The sequence below is a fragment of the Alicyclobacillus fastidiosus genome, assembly GCF_026651875.1.
Lineage (GTDB): Bacteria > Bacillota > Bacilli > Alicyclobacillales > Alicyclobacillaceae > Alicyclobacillus > Alicyclobacillus fastidiosus.
Genome location: NZ_CP104067.1, coordinates 4,983,825 through 5,003,771 on the forward strand (window position 1 = coordinate 4,983,825; position 19,947 = coordinate 5,003,771).

Consider the following 19,947-nt stretch of genomic DNA (forward strand, 5'->3'; position numbering starts at 1 on the left):
TGAGATATTCCATATGTAGAATAGGCCCGGGCCGACCCACCTCCTTCAGGAGGTAGTTGGACGCCCGAGCCCTTCCCCGAACCGGACTTGCGCCTTTCAACGCATCCGGCTCTCCATTTGAAGTAGTCTTAGGTTGCACATGGTTCGGTCTGACCCGTGACAATTCTGTTTCGCCGCCGCTGTTGTCGCCTATGGCAGGGCAGACATAAGGCTACGAAGTAGTCTGGTATGGATTCCTTATTACCCCACACATCTCCTGCAATTCCGGGCCAATAATCAACGTATACGTTGCGTGCCGTCAGTTTACAAGCACACACCGCGCATCGCTCATTCTGCCGATTCATCACAGATTGCCGGTAATACACCCAATTTTCCGGTAGTCCGTACAATCTCGCTATGTATCTGGCTCGCTGGACTTTCATCGTTGCTCGAAGTTTACGGTTCCCATCAAGCCATTCTCGGTCTTCAGAAACATATGGATTCCTTTGAGAGCATTTATCCGGATACTCTATCTTGTAGAACCCAAACTTATCGAGCATGTGTACATTTCCATCGCTGTCCTTGAACCCAAAGTGTTTCGCTGTGGATTTTCTGTGGTATGGAAGGTTGGCGGCTTCGTTGTAGCGGTGTTGGTTCCGTCTAGCCACAACGCCCGGCGGCTCTCTTGTTCTTTGTTTGAGTCGTTGGAACACTAACCACCACAGATAAGAGTCGAGGGTCAGAAAGGTATCTTTTGAATTCCCTCGTCGGAAGTACTCCGCGAAGCCTCGGATTTTTCGGTTCAACGTGGCGACAACTGCCGGACCTGGGGCCATCCAGAATGCCCGCGAATCTTTGGCCATCATTCGCTTGAATCGCTGAATTGACTTACGGCTCGGTTTAACGAGTACTCGCTCTTGCCCCTGCCGTTTCCATCGTCGGATGTTGAATCCGAGGAAATCAAGACCGGCATCTGCATGAGTTATCAGTGTCTTTTCTGCAGACAGCTGAAGCCGAAGTTTTTCATTTAAGAACTGAGCAACTTCTTCTTTCAGTATCTCGGCGTGTTCTTTGCTCCTGCAGAGAATCACTGCATCGTCTGCGTATCTCACGATGTAGCAGGGAATTTGCGCTTTTCGTCGTTCGCGAGGCGACAGGTATTCGTATTTGTTTGCAATGAATTCGTCCAGTTCATTCAGATACACATTCCCAAGCAACGGGCTCACAATGCCGCCCTGCGGTGTGCCGAGCTCTGTCTCTTCAAATTCTCCCTCGTAGACGAGGCCTGCTTTGAGCATGTTGCGGATGACCCGTATCAGACGGCGGTCGTGAACGTTCCGTCGTAAGATACTTAGCAGGATTTCATGGTCTACGTTGTCGAAGAATCCTTTAATGTCGAGTTCAATCACCCAGCAGTAGCGGTGCCGACCGATGAGAAAGCGAATGCGTTCAATGGCATGGTGGGTGCAACGGTATGGTCGGAACCCATAACTGTGTGGGTGCTGTTTGCCTTCGTAAATCGGCTCTAGAATGCTGCGGACAACATCTTGGGCCACGCGATCGACAATGGTTGGAATGCCAAGCGGCCTCTTTTCATGCGGCTTGTGGCTCTTCGGGATGTACACCCTCCGGACTGGACTCGATGCGTACAGTCGGAGTGCTTGTTTCACATCTTCCCGAAGCTTTTGCCAAGCCTCTTGTGTGGCATAATCCCATTTTGTCTTGTGGTCTACGCCGGCTGTTTGTGCACCCGAGTTTCTCAGTACTCTCGCAATGGAGAGATCAATCCAGACATTCCATCTCAGTAAGTGATGCAGTCTTGAGAATGGTCGTTGTGCCAAAGACCTGCGTGCAAGGCGCGCTTGTGTTTCGAATCTCTTTCTCTCCTGTGCGGAGGATTGAGTGATGGTAGAAATCGCAATCACTCCCTTATGGGGGAGCCCTACTTTACTCACGCGCACCTACTTCAAACTGGAACCCTTCGCCATGTAATGGTCATTATCCATCTCGGACTACTTGTGTTTTGTCAAGAAGATTTCCCTGGTTTTATCATCACTTTTTCCTTGGTGTAATCATCGATTTTTCCCTGGTGTGATCAACTAAAATCCCCTGGTATTATCACGAGAATTCCCTGGTGTATTTCCAGTTCTGTTTGGGTCATTTTTGCCGCATCAATGCGTGTTTTAGTCGGTAGCTTTCTCCCTCAAACACAACAAGTTGTCCATGGTGCGCCAGACGGTCAATCATTGCAGCAGCCATCTGGTCATCCGTGAAAATACCGCCCCATTTGGAGAACTCCAGATTCGTGGTGATCACCAAACTTCGTCTCTCGTAACTAGCTGCAACCACTTGAAATAATAGCTGCGCCTCTTCACGGTCCATCGGAAGGTAACCCCACTCATCAATGACCACAAGCTGAGCCTTTTCTAGTTCCTTCATTATGCGTTCTAAAGATCCAGCGCGTTTGCTCTCGCTCAGTCGTGTCACCAGGGATGCTGCGGTGAAAAACCTCGTAACAATTCCCATCTCACACGCTTTCGTTCCTAAGGCAATGGCAAGGTGTGTCTTACCAGTGCCGACAGGACCATACAGAACGAGGTTCTTTTTCTCCTGGACAAACTGACACGAAGTCAGTTCATCCAGGGACAAGGTAGAGGGCAGGCGAAGTGAACTGAATTCGTACCCCTCCAGCGTTTTTCGTACAGGGAACGCAGCTCGTTGAAATAAACGAATTCTCCGCTGACGCTCGCGGTGCTCCAATTCCTCCCGGAACACCTTATGTAGAAACTCCTCCTGTCTTGGCGTAGCTTCTAAATCGCATAACCGTACCGCATTCTGACTCAGGATTAATTGTCGGCAGTATTGTGAGATTTCTAGTCGTATCTCACTGCGGTCCATGCACTTCACCTCCGAATGCGGGTAGTAAAACATCATACTGGCTCATGTCGGGTCCAGGCTCCCCTGGCGTATCCAGACCGTAGTGAGCAATCCGAGCCGCAACAACTGCTGCATTGACCTCAATGCCTTGTGTGCGTTTGCGAACAATTGCTTCCTGTATCGAAGTCACCGCAACGTCCAAGCCATATTGGTTAGACAAATCCTTCATGAGGCGTAACGCTTGCCGTAACCCACTCCTGTCCTGCTCATCCATGTAATCACGAACCTCGTAGGACATTTGGCTACGCATCAGGCTGTTTCGCCATGCTCCTGGTTTTACAATCAATTGATCTAGCATCGTTAACCAGTCGACTGTGTCTGTCCGCTCTGTACCGAACTCCCTTTCGTGGCGAGAGATAACGTCACCCGCTTCATCAAGTGGTTCAATGAAATGTGCGCCGATCCGGACAATAATCTCCCGGTCTGCATACAGCGGCGAGGAAGAATAAGTGTGCTTGCCATCAAGTATGAACTTGCCATAGCCGTTGGTCTTTACATGCCCATATCGGCAAGATTCAAACGGCGCGTTTGGGAGTGCTCGCATGGCTTCCTTGTCCTTCTCAAACAACTCGCAGATAGGTACTCCTTTCTTGTAGTGCTCGCGGCTATTATCCAAATCGCATAGTTCGAATAATTCAGTGTTCCACTCATGCAATGACACTTTGGATGGTAGGGGAACCATGTAATTTCTCCGAGCGTAACCAACCTTGTTCTCCACATTTCCTTTTTCATGACCGCTATTCGGATTGCAGAATGTAATCTCAAATCCGAAATGGGCTTGGAATCGCTTAAACAACTGTGTAAGGCGAACTAGCTCTCCAATTCGCCTGCCGGCTGCTGTGGCATTGTCAATCACAAGTCGTGACGGAACACCCTCAATATGATAAAAGACGTCCATTAATCCTTGGCATAAGCATTCAGCAGTTTCACCGAGAAAGCACTGAACAAATCCTGCATTGCTATGCGGGAAAGATACCACCAGATACTTCGTAACGCGTCGCACGCCGTTTACAATCACATCACATTCACCAAAATCAGCCTGAGCCTCTCCAGGATGCCACTGAAGTTCAAGATAGCCCTTCTTACTAAGGTGCTGGCGTTGACGAAATGCGGTCACGTATCGGTTCACGGTCGGGTACGAACAGTTGAACTCCGGAAACTTTTTCACGAGTCGGTCATATACTCGCTTCCCCGTATGACGTTGCTTGTACCGATTTTTAGCATCTTGAAGAAGCCATGCATCAATGGTTGGCTTGTAGGGATCCAACTTGGATGGCTTAGACACTGGCACAGGCAGCCTTGGGGAGAAGTCCTCCTGCTTCATGTATTTCCGAACGGTCTTGGGATCTAGCCCCAATTCCTTTGCAATCTGATACGCTCCTTTCTCTTGGAGTTGCAGTTCCTTGATCCGGTGAATCTGCTCCATACTCATCGTCATCCTTTCTCCTCCTCGCATTTCTACAAAGAGGATTGTAAGAAGCAAATGACACAATTAGGAGAGATACACCAGGGAAATTTCCAGATCAGATCAGGGATTTCCTGATGACATCAGCAAGGATTTCTTAATGATTAGATCAGGGAATTTCTGATGATCGAAACCTCCATTTTTATTTGACCATACACAGGACTACTACGATTCCTCCGTCCCGTTGCATTCACTTCAACGTAGCTGTCCATCCTGTTTGGGACGAATGTAACGGTTCCCATGTTCGCTATGCGTTGTCTCGCTGCCTTAGGTCGCCACTATACGCGGGGAAGATTCAGGGAGTTGCACCTCTATACTGACCCTGACCACCGGAGAGTCCGGGTCGGGACACCAAGTTCAAGGGTGCCACGCTCATTCCAACCACTCGTATCATCCGACGATTTCGAGTGTTGCAGTTGACCACGCTTCAGACATGGCTTCGCTTTCGCTGACCATAGCAGTTCTTCGAGGCTAGCCCCGCATCTTGGGAGGTCGATTCTCCCTCACGGGTACATTGTTAGATGGGCTTCACACCCTGGGCTTGCTCAAACCCAACGCATGCCATCCTAGCCTTGGCGGGATGAGGTACCCGCCAACCGCACTGTTGCGGCTTCAATACATAGCGCCTCATGGCGCACTGAACTAAACTGCCCAGAACATACTGTCGCTTAATCCCGCGTTAGCGACACAAACCATCGTCCCATCGCCCCTTGCACAGGCGCGTTTATTCTTAGAATGGCAGCCTCTTTCGAAGTATGCGAATTTGCCCTCGATGATTGATCTCATCTTCGAACACGTGAAACCAAATGAAATGATTGTTTGAGGGATTACCGTCCCATTGTCGCTCGATGGTTAACCAATCATCTTGTCGTTCCTTGAACTCCGCTAGGGTTCCGTTTCGAACCGCTGTCATTTCTTCAATATAGAATTCCAATGGTTTACCTTTGACTTCTTTTCGTGCCTGTTCTCCAAGTCCATAAGCAGCTCCCCATTTAGCTACCTCGGTCTCATTTGGCTTACGTCCATCAAAAATTTCGATTTGAAACCCCAATTCTACCGCCGCAATGTGCAGCAGCAACGCCCCAATCGAGTTACTGTTTTCATCAGGCAAATAATCCAGTTGCTCCGTACTCAAACCTTGCACTGCTGATAATGTGGTGAACCGTACGTAGTTCATCATGGAAACCAGTCGCCCAATTTGTGGAGAAAAGCCTTCAATATCTCTTATTTTGAATAGGTTCGTGTCAGACATATCTACACCTCACATGTTTGTGTATATACCTTCGGTGAATATTGTTAATTGTCATATTTACTGGGCTAAACTGCCCGAGAGTGACATTTCTGTGCTACCGGATGAACTGAATACGTATACAACAATCGCAGGTAAATAATTCAGAATTATCACCCCGTTAGTTAAGAACGGATAACACCATGTCCGTATTGAATGATCTCGTAGAATGTCTGATAAATCCATAGCCAATATTGTAAAGAGAATGGTGGAGTCTTCAGGGACGATTCAACACAGTATGCTGGGCCCAGCTTGAGAGCAGGATTTGCGACGTCATCTGCAGCTGCGGGCGCAGGTGAGCGTGATATCATCCGGATAACTTGCCATAGAAGTGTTATGACAGTAAGTCGATATATAGGGATGGAGAAATGTTTAGAGAGAACGCCGCCTCGCGATTAGGATTATAAACATACTCGTGAACGACAATACTCAGATGCTCAGGATTCGGTCGATATTATCCACGAGAACACGCTCTATCGCTGATGAAAGGTCACCTGGTTCGCTTGGTCATTAATTGGAAATACTCGTATCGAAGGAGCGATATGTAGACGCTCATATGGGAGGAGCAGCTTGTGAACAACCACGCAAACCAAGGTATGATTATCTTTCTCGAGCAATCTGCTATCATCTGGAAGATGGCGCTCGGTTCCGCTATTGTGTGGGAGTTGGCCCGTTTGACCGGATCGAAGCATCCTTATTTGGGTCCATTAACGTTTATCCTTTGCCTACAGGCGACGGTGGGACAGTCGCTTCGTTTCGCTCTGTATCGCTCCCTCGGTACTGTTATCGGAGTTCTCCTGATGGATTTGTTTGCGAAGTCGCTCCCAGTAACCGCGTGGTCCCTTGCGCTCGCCCTACTGGTGAGTACTGCGTTGATGAAGTTGTTTCGCGCCAATGATCTGCTCATTCACCAAGTTGCCCTTAGTATCTTGTTCGTTTTGTACTTCGAAAATCACTCGTCAGGGTACGCATGGGACAGGGCGAAAGATACGTTAATTGGCGCAGCGGTAAGTGTCGTATTCATCCTGTTCCTATTTCCGCCGAACACCTTGAAAAAAACGCAGCAAGCCATCGATAAAGTGGTGCAAAACTTAGTCGGAACTGCCAATCTAGTCGCCGATTTGTTGCAGAAAAACTTGCCCAACACCATCCGAAATACTGCGGGAAAGTTAAACGCACTGTTGGATGATGTAGATCAGATCACAGAGTCCCTCAAGAACGTCGAACAGGGTGCACCGTTTCTGGTTTATGTTCGTAGGGCCGACCTGGACAAATTAACGAACCGGTGTCACCGGCTTCGCGACGGGTGCATACACTTCGTCACTTTGGTGCGTACTTTCACTGATAACATGAACCAAATGGAGCGCGTGCAATGGAGCAACCGCGTGCGGAGCCTGGCTACAGAGGTCCCAGCTTATATATACGACGATTCATCTTCTGAAAGCGATGCGGTAAGCATGCCGTCCACAGCCTCAAACAGCCCAATTGTTGCATTTCAACCGGATGTATCAGAACATGAGCTAAAAGAAATCATCAACGCGTTACGAGGATTCACAGACCGGTCGAAGGTATAATGAACTCCTAGAATCCCTTAGAGCTATGATGAAATAGCGGACATCGTGCGAATGGCATCAATTCTTCGCGATTCCGTGTCGACGTCAAATGGTAGTGAGCTATCTCCATTGGGCACTACTCCTTCTTCAACATAACTGCCCGATAGCTGAGTAACGACTTTGCTTCAAAAATGCATGTTCATACACAAGACAAGGGCGCACCGATATTCTAGATGCGCCCCGTTTGTTCAGAACGGCTGCTACGCTGTCATTTCACCTAATTTTATTGTAACCGCTATTCCAATAGAGTTCGCGATCGGTAACGTAATGGGCTTCCAGAACAGATACACCTTGATTTTGCATATAGGCTCTTATAATACGACTTCCAATTTCGTAAGCCCTTTGACCAATGTAATTTACATATGCTTCACCACCAACAGCATCTAGATTAGCCTCGTTCCACCATGCATCCTCATCCGCTTCGGACAATTCGATCGGAGAGATCTGGGCTGGATACAAAATGTCACTGCATACCATTGCTAAACCTTCAAAAACGAGATAATCCCTAACTGTGTATGGGATCTCTTCGCCATAACGATGCTCCGCGGCTTGTGGTTTTTGGGTCATACGAACACTGTGACTGTATTCGTGTGCAAAATTCCGTTGAATTATTACTGGGGCGAGATCATCAATCTTGACACTCACAAATACTTTGCCTGGAGCAATAGTGCAACCTCCACCTCTGTCGAAGGCAGGGAAAATATGGACTTCAATATCTTCGATTGGTGAAGGTAAAAGAGTGGAAACGCGTTCACAACTTTCCTCTGCAACCTTCTTCAAATCAAAGTTCATTAATCGTTGCAATCTCCCATCTCGTGTTGACTCGGAAACAAACGGCTTGACTGCATTACGTATACTTGCTTGAACGAAAAAATTAAACGGATACGGCTGATTTTTACTAAGTTCATCACTCAATCCATCCAAAGTATTAGCAAGCGTATCATCATCAACGTGTATGAGCTCTGCGATGTAGTTAAATACCTTTATCATGAAAACATCTCCGTATCCTTCACCTACACCTTATTGATATACACTAAATCGTTTAATAATTTTGTGTATTCTACTTATATCTCAACTAGAAACACTATTGCACTCTCCTGCCCCATTACTGACTGAATGGAAACACACAAGGAAATGAATGGTTATGCATTCCCTTGCGTGACCCGTACCACGTGTTCCTTCAAGTTGAAATCCAAGATAGCCCACCGATTACCCACGTTGGCGAGCTCGGCCCTTCATCATGCAGCAAGCACTCAGGAGTTTCAGGATAGCATCATACGGCAGTTGAATATTTTGATGAGATAGGTAAATTAATGAGGAATACAGCCAAAAGACCAAATGCGCATATCGCACCGATAATAACTAGATCGCGACCCTCGCTCCTTGAATCACTCAAACACTCACCTCACGGTAAAGCTTTGCATCAGGCATAGAAACAGCTTGCACGAGACATGGGACAATATACACAACAGAACTCACCACGCGCATCGAGAGAAAGCGGACCGGGGTGAGACTTTTGCATTTTAGAGACAACACAAAAACAGGCCCGCATCCCGAAGGATGACGGCCTAGTCTCGCTGCTGCAGCTTCTCCTAACTCACCCACTTGCAATCCTCTGACCACTTATCGAACAGGAAATTCCTTGCCAAATTTCAATTCAGTAATTCAAAATACTGCTTTTGACTTAAACCCAGCGATCGCCATCAATGCTAAGATGGCACATCCGACTGCAACAATAATATCACCCATGGCCATCCCTCCGAAAATAATGAATCCGTGCCGCAGACCCCGCCTTCGTCTGCGGCCATGGCGACCACGCTTATCGCCCTTCCCGATGTTTCTGTTTAGATCATACGAGCCCTATATTGAGTGCAAATTGAATCTGTGTGTCGGCAATTTGGGGATTGTGTGAAGATGCATACACATTAAAAAAACACTCGTGCGCAACAACAAATGCCCCTGCATTTATGCAAGGGCAAATGAAGAGGGACATGAAAGATAATCTCACCTGTAAGCGTAGGGGTGTTTTAGAATTAGTCTTATCTCACAAATAACTGCAAAATCCAACCTGAATCAACTCACCCACTTGCAATCCTTCGGCTTCTTGCCGAACGCAAAACCCTTGAACGCCTATCGTCGGCACGATGACATCAGACGGAATGAGGATGTCTGTGAGTATCTTCTTGCGCTCCCGCAGCGGTAGTCCGGTGCGGTCCTGGCCGTCAAAAAGCACGTCAAAGGCCACGAAGGTCACTGGGTGTGTAGAAACTGCCTGGGCGATCCGGCGTTTGTCTGAAATCCGTCCACGGAATTGAAAATCGTCGAATATGGATCGACCGTTGCGGATACAGACACCTTCACAGTCGACCGGATTTTTGATTCGTTGTTTGAAGTAGATGAATGGGCCGACGCAATAGCCATGGAGTTTGTACAAGGTCATCGCGATGGGTACATCACGCCTGACCAAAAAGTGGCATGGGCTCTTTGCTACTTCCTAGCTCAATACCGAATAATGGACAATTTCAAGGTGCACGCTGAGAAGAGCCGAATGGACAGTCGGAGAGTGTACAAGGTGTGGGTAGCCCCTATTTCGCATTAGCGTAGCAAAGTAAAGCAGGAACACATGTTCTGGTATTATGTGATCGGAGATGATGAACATGTGCGGACGCTTCGCTTTGACGGAAGATTGGAGCCAAATCATAGCGTATTTCGGAATTACCGAGTGTCAGTATGCCATTCCTCCTCGGTACAATATCGCCCCTTCACAGCGGATTCCTGCGGTTATCACGGGTGCCTACTGGCGTTCAAATCGATAAGATACTCTTGAACGAATCGGGACTGTTTTGGAGTCAATTTACCCATTTCAACGTCACCTCCGTTTAAAACGAATGGGTACAAACTTTGAACGCATACATGTTACAAACCAAGACAGATGGGGTGATTGGGTGGGCAAAGAAGAATACATCATTGATTTACTAGAACGTCATCATCTCGAATTAGAAAAACTGTACGACGCAATAAAAGGCGTCCAGGCACAAATGTCACTTATGAGGAAAACTATCGCGGAGTTGGAAATAGACAAGTTGCAGCAGATGGTTTCTGAAACTGTTGGAGAGAGTATTTGGAGTCACATCAATGATCTAGAAAGCAAAGTTAACCACTTGTCAGATGTGACTGAAGCTTTGTACTACAAAACCTAATACAAAATAAAAACCCGCCGAAGCGGGCTCCTTCTATTATTTTCTCCTATACACCGGATTAACCAGGAAAGGCTCAATCTCATCGTCTTCATAATAGATATCCCAGTAATCCGATATATCAATAAACTTCGCTACCTGGTCATATTGTGTTGTATTGTAATTCGCGACAGATGTGCCACACTGATAGCTGAAGATGTGATAAAAGTACTGTGTATACGGGTCTAGGTCTATGAGATACGAACGCACTCTATGGACACTTGGATATCCATCAAAACCTCTGATTTGAACACTGGTCTCACCTAGAAACGTATCCTTTTTCGGATCGATTCCCTTAAACAAGTTTTGGATTCGTTCAACGCGCTCTGACATGATATCACCCCTTATATGGGTACGTGATATTCCGCGAATCATGCGTTCTCCAAATAGAAAAACCCGCCGAAGCGGTTCAGAAATCGCTTGATGGTATTAACCTTTGGTGTATCCAGGCTACCGGATTGATTGTCTATTTGTTTCCTAAACCCTTTATCAGTTATTTTATGCTGAATTACTTTTAAATTAACCGGTATGTTATATACATAGTCAAGAATAATTTGAGTGAAATCGACGATTGCCGATATTACATCATCATCAAACTCCGCATCATCTCCATGTGCAGCTGCACTACCCAACAGCTTTAGAATATCACCCATTTCACTTAGAATAGGAGGTAATATCCTTTGATGAGACAACTGTTTTAACTTAGTGTATAGGTCTTTCCCATTTGCTCCTTGGTCTTTGCACATCATCTCTAAAGTTCGACGAAGTGACAATGCGCAGACCGCCCATCAATTCTCCTTACTCTCAAAGCGGCTTCATAAGCAGCGTGTATCTTAAGAGGGATCTTTCCTGAATTTCTCTTGATGGTCGGAAATAAGATAATCTTATCCCCTGGCGAAAATGGACTGTCCTCACTGCACCACTCTTCCTTGGTCAACGTACATTCTTTACACACAGGACACAAGCACAAGTCCCATGTTGTCACAAAGTCGACCACATAGAGCGGATCACCAAAATCATCCATCCCAATCTTATCGGAATCTTTTATGGTATGAGTTGCAAGTTTTTTCATTAATGTTTCATTACCGCAGTGGAAACACATTAAGACAGTAGGATTCTCCCCGGTCGCCATTCCGCGCCCCCTCCCTGCTCACAAGCATGTCGTGGCACTAGAACGAGTCGACCGCGAGTCCATCGTTTCACGAATTAACTCACTCGAATCTCGAATCGCCGAAGTGGAGAAACTATTTAGCTGGCTCGACGCGCACATAAGCGAATCTCGAACACTCCTATGAATGCAAAATAGTGAGCATCAGGATTGCGCCCACCGTATACAATGGTGGACGCCCCTGAACGCTCAGTCCGTTGCCCTTCGTTTCTGTTTCACCCTGCCGCCTCGCCGCTCGTGTAAATCTTGGCTCACCACGACCCTCATCTGCTACCGCTACTGCGATATTTTCCTTGGCACATCCAAACCTACAAACTTTGAGATAGTCTTCATAGTATCTTTCGTATTTGGCTCTGCACTGTTCCTCAAGATTCAATGTAATCCACGATGTACGAAATGGAGCCGGTGTCGTTCATTATGACTAGCGACAGAACGAGGGCATAATTGTCGTCATTGTATTACTGATTGTCCCTGAACGTCCCTGCGGCTCACCGTTAAATAACCGACGAAAACAACAATGAGTATCGTCAACACGACACTTACAACACCATCGCCATACCCCAGTCCGCTGATATTGTGCGGTTTTCCAAACCAATCAGCGAAAGACGCGCCGAGTGGTCGGGTCATGACGTAGGCAAACCAGAAGGCGAAAATGTCATTTAAACCAAATAACCAATATCCGAGGGCGGGGAGCAAAAATAGTACCACAAACAAAATCCCTGAAGCCAAATACCCCAAATGTAATGTCGTTGCCGTCATATCGCCTGTGGCAGTTCCCATCGCGAAGGTCGCCAACACCGCCCCCCAGTAAAACATCTCACGTCGGCGGGTGTATATGCTGTGGATGGATAACGTCTTCTCGACTCTGTACCAAGTCGTGAACACAACCGTCAAGATGATGGCGAAGGCAATGGTGGAGGCGTAATACGGAACTCCCAAAACAATGTGCGTGACATCGGCAACCATCGTGCCGAAAATCGCAACCATGACGACCAATAGCCAATATATCCACGCCACATACTTACGAACCGAGAATTGTAAAATGAGCGCGACAATGAACCCAAGTGCCCCAAGCACAACTGCGATGTATGAGTTGATGTGACTAACGAGGTAATCAGAGGTGGATTCGCCCATCGCGGTCGTCAGTAATTTAACAATCCAGAAGTACAACGTGATTTCTGGAACCTTTGTTAGAAACCGTCGCCCACGTTTTCTGGTAACGGATACGGACTGATTCATCGGTTTACTCGTTCCTCTCGTGTAGATTCAGTAGCCCTTCCAGCCTATCACATTCTCGTAAGTGCGAGTTTGACTGCCAAAATCACACTGTTGTTTGCACATATTTTACAATAATAATGCAAATCTTCACGCCGTTATCTGAATTGAAAGTAGATGTTTCAGGGTGTTTCCGTGCAAAGTGGCAATCCGAATGGTCATGCTGCCCTGATATCCACACAATCTCTATATGGTTACCACTATCCTTTAACATTGGCCCTATATAATTTACCTTGTCTAAAACATTCGTATATAAATCCTAGACTTAGTCCGACGTTCATTCGGGGACTTACATGGAGTAAGGAGGTAGTCAAGCTGAATAGTGAAGACGCTCTTAATGTAATTTGGGCGCGAAAGACGGCTATCCAATTATTACAACGCAATGGATCTCATAAAATCTCGTTTGACTGCCCAATTTGTGGTGGAAAAGCCGAAATGTACTTGATCAATCAGCAGTATCGATCATCTTGCGAAAATAAATGTTTTTCCTGTATCGATAATCTGTCTTCGAAGGATTGTTGATTTGATATTTTAATGTCAATGATTCAGAGGTAATTGTAGTCAACCGAGCTAATGATGATGCCAAAGCTTGTTTAGACCGCGAAGGTTTTATACATTGCGACGGATGGTGGAGATGAAGAATCCTGTACTGCTAGGCCCGATTAGTTGGCTACGAGTGACATTCATGTGCAGTGAGTCTATTTCTTTGGCTGATTAGCGAAATTGGAACAGGTGAACTGAGAGCGGATTTTGTGTTTCATCGTATATTGTGATTGGACTAATTCGTTTCTGAAAAGGAACAGCAGCTAAGAGTAAAGTTTCTTCCGGTGTATTCCGCAAACTACTTCACTAAAAACATTGAAAGGGTCACAATAACCTCTTCAAATTTGCAGATTTAACATAACCAAACACCATCTCTGAGGTTCCTAGACACATTCGATATAGCGCCATTAGACGTTCAAGATTTGTGTATCGCCATTCGATGCGGTCCTGGTGTTCGTCGGCCATGTACATAGACCGTTAACGCCATGGGAGTGAATGAAGTGGGTTTCGAACACATCGCAACAACATATGGATATACGGGTGTTTTTGTTTTACTTGCCCTTGAGTATGTGATTCTTATTGTGCCAGGGGAAACCTTACTAACCACATTAGGGGTTTTTTCTCACACAAACCAAATCCATTTCAATCTGCCACTGATGATTGTATCTGCTAGTCTGGGTACTTTTACCGGATCAATGCTAACTTATCTTATTGGCCGCACTGTCGGACGACCTGTTATACAGAAATTTGGAAGGTATATATTCATTACCGAAAAACGCCTGCGGAAAACAGAACGGTTATTTCAACGGCAAGCCATATGGACATTGATTATCACTAAGTACATTGCAGTGATACGGGATATCATTCCATATATTACCGGAATCAATAAGTTGAGGCTTAAAATTTACATTCCGGTTCAATTAGTTGCGTCATTTCTTTGGACCAGTACGTTTTTAATAGCTGGAAACCTCCTAGAACGGGCGGGAGCATCTATTTACCATCATTGGCGGCTCGAATTGATACCGGGTGTGCTGTTAATGATAGGTGTAGTAATTGGATATCGGTTAATGCATAAGCGAATGCATAGCTTGGTTGACATTAGTGATGAGGAATAATTTGGAGGATGACTAATCAATGTTTGCACGTCGTGATATAGCTGTCGATCTGGGCACCACAAATACATTAGTCTACGTAAAAGGGCAAGGTATCGTCTTGCGTGAACCCTCTGTAGTGGCTATTCAACAAGGTACGGGTGCAATTTATGCTGTGGGAGCAGAGGCTAAACAGATGATTGGACGGACGCCCAGTGATATCGTCGCTGTTCGGCCCATAAGAGATGGAGTTATCGCGGACCTCCAGACAACATCAACGATGATAAAGCATTTTCTTAGAAAGGCATTGAAGGTTTCGCAGCTAAACCGGTTAGTGAAACCGAGAGTGATCATCTGTGTACCTTCAGGGATAACCGCAGTCGAAAAACGCGCAGTTGAAAATGCAATCCTTCAAGCAGGGGCAAAACATGCCCAAACAATTAAAGAGCCGATGGCAGCAGCGATTGGAGCAAGTCTGCCTATCGGTGACGCAACAGGATCTATGGTTGTGGATATAGGTGGTGGAACAACGGAGACCGCTGTCATCTCGCTTGGGAGAATCGTCACAACTCGATCAATTCGTTCAGGAGGTGATGCAATCGATGCACGCATTGTCCAATATATGAAAAAGGCCCATAACTTAGCCATTGGAGAGCCTACAGCGGAAAATCTCAAGGTTTCCATTGGTGCTATTGAAGCCGATGCTAATCAAGAGTATATCGTTGTTCGAGGACGAGATCTTTTAACTGGGTTGCCGAAGACTCTGTCGGTGAGTTCCTCTGAAATCATTCATAATCTGCATGAAGCAATTGATTGTATTGTAGAAGTTGTGAGAAATACGCTGGAAAGAATACCTCCAGAACTTTCCACAGATGTCATGGAACGAGGAATTGTTCTTTCAGGTGGTGGTGCGTTATTACGCAATTTGGATCATGTATTAAGTGCTAAAACGGGTATACCCGTTTCTATTGCGGAAAATCCGCTTGACTGTGTTGCTATAGGAACAGGGAAAGTTCTCGAGGACTATGACTCCAACCGTCGTTGGGATAACAAGCTTCGGCGTAGAGCCTAGTGAAACCGAAATCGTGTATTTTGGCCATTCGTATTCCGTCCGGAGAATGGTCTAAAACATGAGGTCTAAGTGGTTTAGAGAATACTTCATGGCTTCTCCGTGGAACAGAGGTCAAGCCCTATGTACATAGGTAATTGAAAGTACCATGCACGCTACGCAAGTATGTAAAAGACTCTGTGGCTCCGTGATTGAGCAGCCTTATATGTGAGCACCTCACGAATATCCAGGAAAAAACACAGAAAAGAGCGAGGGGGGTGTCCCAAAAGTACTTCGGTACTGAGGGGCGCCCCGTACATGGGACAACTTTTCCTACCAATGGATTTGGAAGACCTGATTCCTGCGAATCATGTTGTGCGTATTGTAAATGACACCGTAGAGCGAATGGACGACGAGTTATTCTTTCAATACTACCCCGGCGGCGGTCGAAGCAGTTTCCATCCGAAAATGCTGACCAAAGTTCTTGTTTATGCATATACACAACGAATTTACTCCTCTCGTCAGATCGCTAAGGCCCTACGGGAGAACATTCATTTTATGTGGCTAAGCGCCCGCCAAACACCCGACTTCCGTACCATTAATCGATTCCATTCGGAACGGATGAAGGACATTGTAGAACAAGTTTTTGCAGCGGTACTTGAACTGCTTATTGACGAAGGGTACGTAAACTTCGGGCATTACTTCCTGGATGGAACCAAAATTGAGGCGAATGCGAATCGCTACACCTTTGTCTGGAAGAAATCCGCAGACCGTTTTCAGTCTCGGTTACAAGCACAAATCCGGGAGTTGCTGACGGAAATCGAGCAAGCAAACCAACAGGAACAACGAGAATACGGAGAACGAGATCTGGAGGAGTTGGGAAAGGACCAGGACCAGCCTATTACTTCTGAACAGTTGGATACGTTGGTGACCTCTCTGGAGCAACAGCTGAGTGAATCCCGGACCTAGGTCGCGAAACGGGATCACAAACGACCTTGGTCGGATTTTTTTTGGCCCCGAAATGCTTCGACGTAGGCAGATTTAGAGAAAAGAAAATTCCCATCAGGAGACCAAGTCCGGAAATCACCGCTACTGCCATCCGCCAGCTTGAGAACTCAGTAAGAAAACTGACCAGGACGCGCCCCAGCAATCCGCCCACGGTGTTCCCGCTAATAAAGAGTCCCATTGAAAATCCAAGCACTTTCGGATTCATCTCTTCACTCAGGTACGCCATCGCAGTTGCCGGTAGACCTGAGACCAGAACACCAAGAAGTGTTCGAGCAATTAGAAAACTAGTCCAGTTCAGGCAAAAAGCAGTTAGAAGTGAGCAAATACATGAGCTTAAAACAGAAACAATCATAATTCTACTGCGCCCATATGTATCCGGAAATCGCACCGATGATTGGTAAAGAGAATGCCATGGAGATGGTCGAGAGCGACAACGATAGACTTGCCATGGCGGGAGTAACATGAAACTGCTGAACAAACACCGGAAATAGTGGCTGCACGGTGTACAGGATGGCGAATACGGCAAGTCCGGAGGCAAAAAAGGCAAGGCTGATACGCCAGCGCAAAGGGGTCACCTTCTTCGAAATTTACGAGTCACGTAATAATTGTTAAGCTGGATTTTCCTCGCATGGCGGGTAACTTATCTACACGAACAAGAAAAACGACGTGCCCTGTTTGGCACGCCGTTTTGCCGTCTCGCACTTACGCCGAAACGGTTCCCTCGCTTGCGCTGACAATTTCGAGTGCACGACCTTTGGTTCTCGGTCCAAACGCAAAGGTGATGACCGAGAGAAGGAGCCAACAAGCCGCAATGTAGATAAATACGTTCGAATAGTGATGTGCTGCGCCGTAGATAGCAGGTACGATGAAGCCGTTTGCGATGTTAAAGAGTCGTCCTGCGCCGTACGTGAGACCGGAACCGGAGTTGCGAACTTCCGTCGGATACAGTTCCGGGGTGTACGCGTAGAGCAGCGGTGCAAAGGTTTGAATGAACATATTGACGAGGAATCCGAAAACCATAATCATTGCCGTATTAAACGTCAAACCGTAAATGAGTCCACAACCGGCAATCAGGATGGCGAAGATAGCAACCAACCATTTGCGGTCAATCTTGTCAGAGAACAGATAGGCGATGAATGCGCCAGGAACCGCACCAATCGACATGACAAACGACCAAGTGAGCGAGTGAACGAGTGAGAAACCGTGAGCGACCAGCAGTGTAGGAACCCAGGATACGAAGCCATAGAATCCTAATGTTTGCAAAATCCAGAGCAGCAAGAGGACAACCGTGCGACCTCCATAGCGTTTGGAGAACAGTTCGCCCCAGCCTTTTTTCGCGACGACCGCTTTGACTTCTTCCACCGGTTCGGAGAGTGTGCCTTTTTCTTTGGAAACAATGGCTTCAATTTCGTCCGTGACGCGGTTTGCATCGTCAAAACGACCACGGTTTTCCAGCCAGCGTGGAGACTCTTTCATGCGAATGGCAAGAAGTGCGCAGATGAAACCGAGTGCGCCCCACACAAATACCAAACGCCATCCCCAAGTCGCTACTGGAATCAAAAGGCGGGATACAAACGAAGTAATCGGAATTCCAGCGAGACCCACCGTCATGATGAGCCCTTGGTAGGTTCCGCGCTTTTTCGCCGGGAACACTTCACTGATGTAGGTGATACCAACGACCGTCATGGCAGAAAGTCCAAAACCCGTCAAGAAACGAGTGATAGAGAACTCCGCCAAATTCATTGCAAACGCATTCAACAAGGAGAAAACCGAATAAATCAAAACGGTTGTGATCAAACTCTTTTTCCGTCCGATGAGGTCCGAAATGTAGCCGACAAGTGTTGCGCCGAGAAACATGCCGGCAAAACTCCAGGATGTGAGATTACCGATATCGGTCAGTTTTAGATGCCATGCCTTTTCCACGGCAGGCGCCGTGTAGCCCAATGTGTTCAAATCGCCCAGTTCAAAGAAAAATGCAAAAGCCAAAATCCAGACTACATAGCGGTGAAATCCCGCAATTGGCAGCCGCTCAAGGCGGGCGCCCGCTGAGTACTTACTACGCATGTGTTCGCCTCCTAGTTTTTGTTGTAACCGGATACATATTGTTCAAAAATCGGCGAGGTTAAGAAACCACCTCCTTACATTCAGGAACCAAAGCTTGCCCCTCCATCAGAGGTCTCGCAGTTCGAATGAGCGTTACTTTTTCGACTTTTGGTTCCAACACATTGGAGACCTGGGCTTCCATTTCAAGAATGCCTGCCGGATGACCAATTTTTAAGTGGCTACGTTCTTTAGAAGCGAAGGAACATTTCTTGTAGGTCAAAGTATCAGGAAACTTGGAGGATGCAGATAGAGCAATTCCTCCAGTCACAGCATAGGTGGGATGCAGTTTTCCCATTGTAAGAACTCTTGCGGCAATGTCATACTCTGAACTGGCAACCTGTTTCCCCATCGTTGTTCGATAGTCTTTGGGGGACTGAATTATCGCGATTTTCGGCAGTGCATGGGTGCTTGGTGCAACAATTTCGTCGTCAGCAAACAAGCCAATCATTCGCCCTACCGCGACCCTTATATTCTCCATCTTGGTCAACATCGGGCGCATCTCATCTTCAGTAACTTCAGTACCTGAAAAACCAAGTTCGTCCCCGTCCATGATTACCGTCAAATTTCCAACATCAATAATGGTCACATGAAAACTGGATCCGTCCGTTAATCTAATGAAATCTGTTCGATTCCCGGTCGGGAACAGACTTCCTGTAACCCCACCGCCTTCATCAAAGAAATCAAGGTAAATCGGTGATCCACTGCCTGGAACGCCCGGGATTTCTGTGTCTCCATCAATTACAAACTGCCCATTTTCCACTTTAAACCTTGAAACAATAATTGAATTTGTGTTCGTATTATAAATTCTCACACTTAGAAATCCATCAGCTGCAGCTTCCACCATACCTTGCCGAAGGGCAAATGGACCGACTGCGGAAGAAATATTCCCACAATTCGGCTTGTAATCAATAGAAGCCTTATCAATACTAACCTGTCCAAATGTATAATCCACATCTGCGTCCGGTCGATTTGAGACTTCAACGATGGCAAGCTTGCTTGTGGTAGGAGTCGCGCCACCGAGCCCATCAATTTGTTTTGAATCCGGGCTTCCGAATAACGAAAGAATGGTACGATCCCGAATATCCGGGTCTACCGGTAAGTCTATTCCACAGAGAAATAACCCTTTGCTGGTCCCTCCACGGTAAATCGAACAGGGGATCTGTTTCCAAGACATAAAAAAGCCTCCTAACGAA

The 19,947-nt window shown here is 46.7% G+C and carries 19 protein-coding genes and 1 pseudogene; 6 read left to right on the plus strand and 14 right to left on the minus strand.

Annotated features, from left to right (window positions below; all coding sequences use genetic code 11):
* Positions 1-128: 128 nt before the first annotated feature.
* The 4 genes from ltrA to NZD89_RS24365 form a co-directional block, all read right to left on the minus strand.
* Positions 129-1,934 (minus strand): group II intron reverse transcriptase/maturase, encoded by a 1,806-nt coding sequence (gene ltrA / locus NZD89_RS24350; RefSeq protein WP_268005262.1) that lies wholly within the window; start codon positions 1,932-1,934, stop codon positions 129-131.
* A 202-nt stretch (positions 1,935-2,136) separates the two neighbouring features.
* Positions 2,137-2,877, minus strand: a complete 741-nt coding sequence (gene istB / locus NZD89_RS24355; protein ID WP_268004193.1) for an IS21-like element helper ATPase IstB — start codon at positions 2,875-2,877, stop codon at positions 2,137-2,139.
* The gene (istA, locus tag NZD89_RS24360) at positions 2,864-4,354 is read right to left on the minus strand and encodes an IS21 family transposase (protein WP_268004194.1); all 1,491 of its coding nucleotides are present in this window, start codon (positions 4,352-4,354) and stop codon (positions 2,864-2,866) included. Before istA ends, istB begins: the two co-directional genes overlap by 14 nt.
* Positions 4,355-5,111: 757 nt before the next feature.
* Positions 5,112-5,633 (minus strand): DinB family protein, encoded by a 522-nt coding sequence (locus tag NZD89_RS24365; protein ID WP_431308647.1) that lies wholly within the window; start codon positions 5,631-5,633, stop codon positions 5,112-5,114.
* A 608-nt stretch (positions 5,634-6,241) separates the two neighbouring features.
* On the opposite strand from NZD89_RS24365, the gene NZD89_RS24370 reads away from it, so the two are divergent.
* Positions 6,242-7,243, plus strand: a complete 1,002-nt coding sequence (locus NZD89_RS24370; protein WP_268005263.1) for an FUSC family protein — start codon at positions 6,242-6,244, stop codon at positions 7,241-7,243.
* 252 nt (positions 7,244-7,495) lie between these two features.
* On the opposite strand, the gene NZD89_RS24375 is transcribed toward NZD89_RS24370, so the two are convergent.
* Positions 7,496-8,272: a DUF2268 domain-containing putative Zn-dependent protease gene (locus tag NZD89_RS24375; RefSeq protein WP_268005264.1), complete on the minus strand. Its 777-nt coding sequence runs from the start codon at positions 8,270-8,272 to the stop codon at positions 7,496-7,498.
* Positions 8,273-9,326: 1,054 nt separating this feature from the next.
* Positions 9,327-9,749, minus strand: coding sequence for an ATP-dependent DNA ligase (locus NZD89_RS24380; RefSeq protein WP_268005265.1), 423 nt, complete (start codon positions 9,747-9,749; stop codon positions 9,327-9,329).
* Positions 9,750-9,939: 190 nt separating this feature from the next.
* On the opposite strand from NZD89_RS24380, the gene NZD89_RS29880 reads away from it, so the two are divergent.
* Together NZD89_RS29880 and NZD89_RS24385 are read left to right on the plus strand one after the other, a co-directional pair.
* On the plus strand, positions 9,940-10,098 hold the full coding sequence (locus NZD89_RS29880) for an SOS response-associated peptidase family protein (protein WP_369125223.1): 159 nt from the start codon (positions 9,940-9,942) through the stop codon (positions 10,096-10,098).
* Positions 10,099-10,227: 129 nt separating this feature from the next.
* Positions 10,228-10,482: a hypothetical protein gene (locus NZD89_RS24385; RefSeq protein ID WP_268005266.1), complete on the plus strand. Its 255-nt coding sequence runs from the start codon at positions 10,228-10,230 to the stop codon at positions 10,480-10,482.
* A gap of 36 nt (positions 10,483-10,518) precedes the next feature.
* Here NZD89_RS24385 and NZD89_RS24390 read toward each other — a convergent pair whose 3' ends face one another.
* The 4 genes from NZD89_RS24390 to NZD89_RS24405 form a co-directional block, all read right to left on the minus strand.
* Positions 10,519-10,851 (minus strand): hypothetical protein, encoded by a 333-nt coding sequence (locus tag NZD89_RS24390; protein ID WP_268005267.1) that lies wholly within the window; start codon positions 10,849-10,851, stop codon positions 10,519-10,521.
* Positions 10,852-10,889: 38 nt separating this feature from the next.
* Positions 10,890-11,291, minus strand: a complete 402-nt coding sequence (locus tag NZD89_RS24395) for a DUF4145 domain-containing protein (RefSeq protein ID WP_268005268.1) — start codon at positions 11,289-11,291, stop codon at positions 10,890-10,892.
* On the minus strand, positions 11,270-11,650 hold the full coding sequence (locus NZD89_RS24400; protein WP_268005269.1) for a hypothetical protein: 381 nt from the start codon (positions 11,648-11,650) through the stop codon (positions 11,270-11,272). Before NZD89_RS24400 ends, NZD89_RS24395 begins: the two co-directional genes overlap by 22 nt.
* A gap of 486 nt (positions 11,651-12,136) precedes the next feature.
* Positions 12,137-12,925 carry a COG4705 family protein gene (locus NZD89_RS24405; protein ID WP_268005270.1) on the minus strand — a complete coding sequence of 263 codons (789 nt, stop codon included), beginning with the start codon at positions 12,923-12,925 and terminating at the stop codon, positions 12,137-12,139.
* 1,079 nt (positions 12,926-14,004) lie between these two features.
* Between NZD89_RS24405 and NZD89_RS24410 the strand changes: the two genes are divergently transcribed.
* The 3 genes and pseudogenes from NZD89_RS24410 to NZD89_RS24420 all read left to right on the plus strand — a co-directional run.
* Complete coding sequence (locus NZD89_RS24410; protein WP_268005271.1) at positions 14,005-14,619, plus strand: DedA family protein; 615 nt, start codon at positions 14,005-14,007, stop codon at positions 14,617-14,619.
* A gap of 19 nt (positions 14,620-14,638) precedes the next feature.
* Positions 14,639-15,667 carry a rod shape-determining protein gene (locus tag NZD89_RS24415; protein ID WP_268005272.1) on the plus strand — a complete coding sequence of 343 codons (1,029 nt, stop codon included), beginning with the start codon at positions 14,639-14,641 and terminating at the stop codon, positions 15,665-15,667.
* Positions 15,668-15,961: 294 nt separating this feature from the next.
* A pseudogene (locus NZD89_RS24420) lies at positions 15,962-16,600 on the plus strand (transposase); the annotation flags it as partial.
* Here NZD89_RS24420 and NZD89_RS29885 read toward each other — a convergent pair.
* From NZD89_RS29885 to NZD89_RS24435, 4 genes are all read right to left on the minus strand, one after another.
* Positions 16,545-17,003 (minus strand): MFS transporter, encoded by a 459-nt coding sequence (locus NZD89_RS29885; RefSeq protein ID WP_369125224.1) that lies wholly within the window; start codon positions 17,001-17,003, stop codon positions 16,545-16,547. The pseudogene NZD89_RS24420 and the gene NZD89_RS29885 overlap by 56 nt on opposite strands.
* A gap of 4 nt (positions 17,004-17,007) precedes the next feature.
* Complete coding sequence (locus tag NZD89_RS24425; RefSeq protein WP_268005274.1) at positions 17,008-17,217, minus strand: hypothetical protein; 210 nt, start codon at positions 17,215-17,217, stop codon at positions 17,008-17,010.
* Positions 17,218-17,353: 136 nt separating this feature from the next.
* On the minus strand, positions 17,354-18,715 hold the full coding sequence (locus tag NZD89_RS24430) for an MFS transporter (protein WP_268005275.1): 1,362 nt from the start codon (positions 18,713-18,715) through the stop codon (positions 17,354-17,356).
* Positions 18,716-18,773: 58 nt separating this feature from the next.
* Positions 18,774-19,928 (minus strand): 2-methylaconitate cis-trans isomerase PrpF family protein, encoded by a 1,155-nt coding sequence (locus tag NZD89_RS24435; protein WP_268005276.1) that lies wholly within the window; start codon positions 19,926-19,928, stop codon positions 18,774-18,776.
* Positions 19,929-19,947 lie beyond the last annotated feature (19 nt).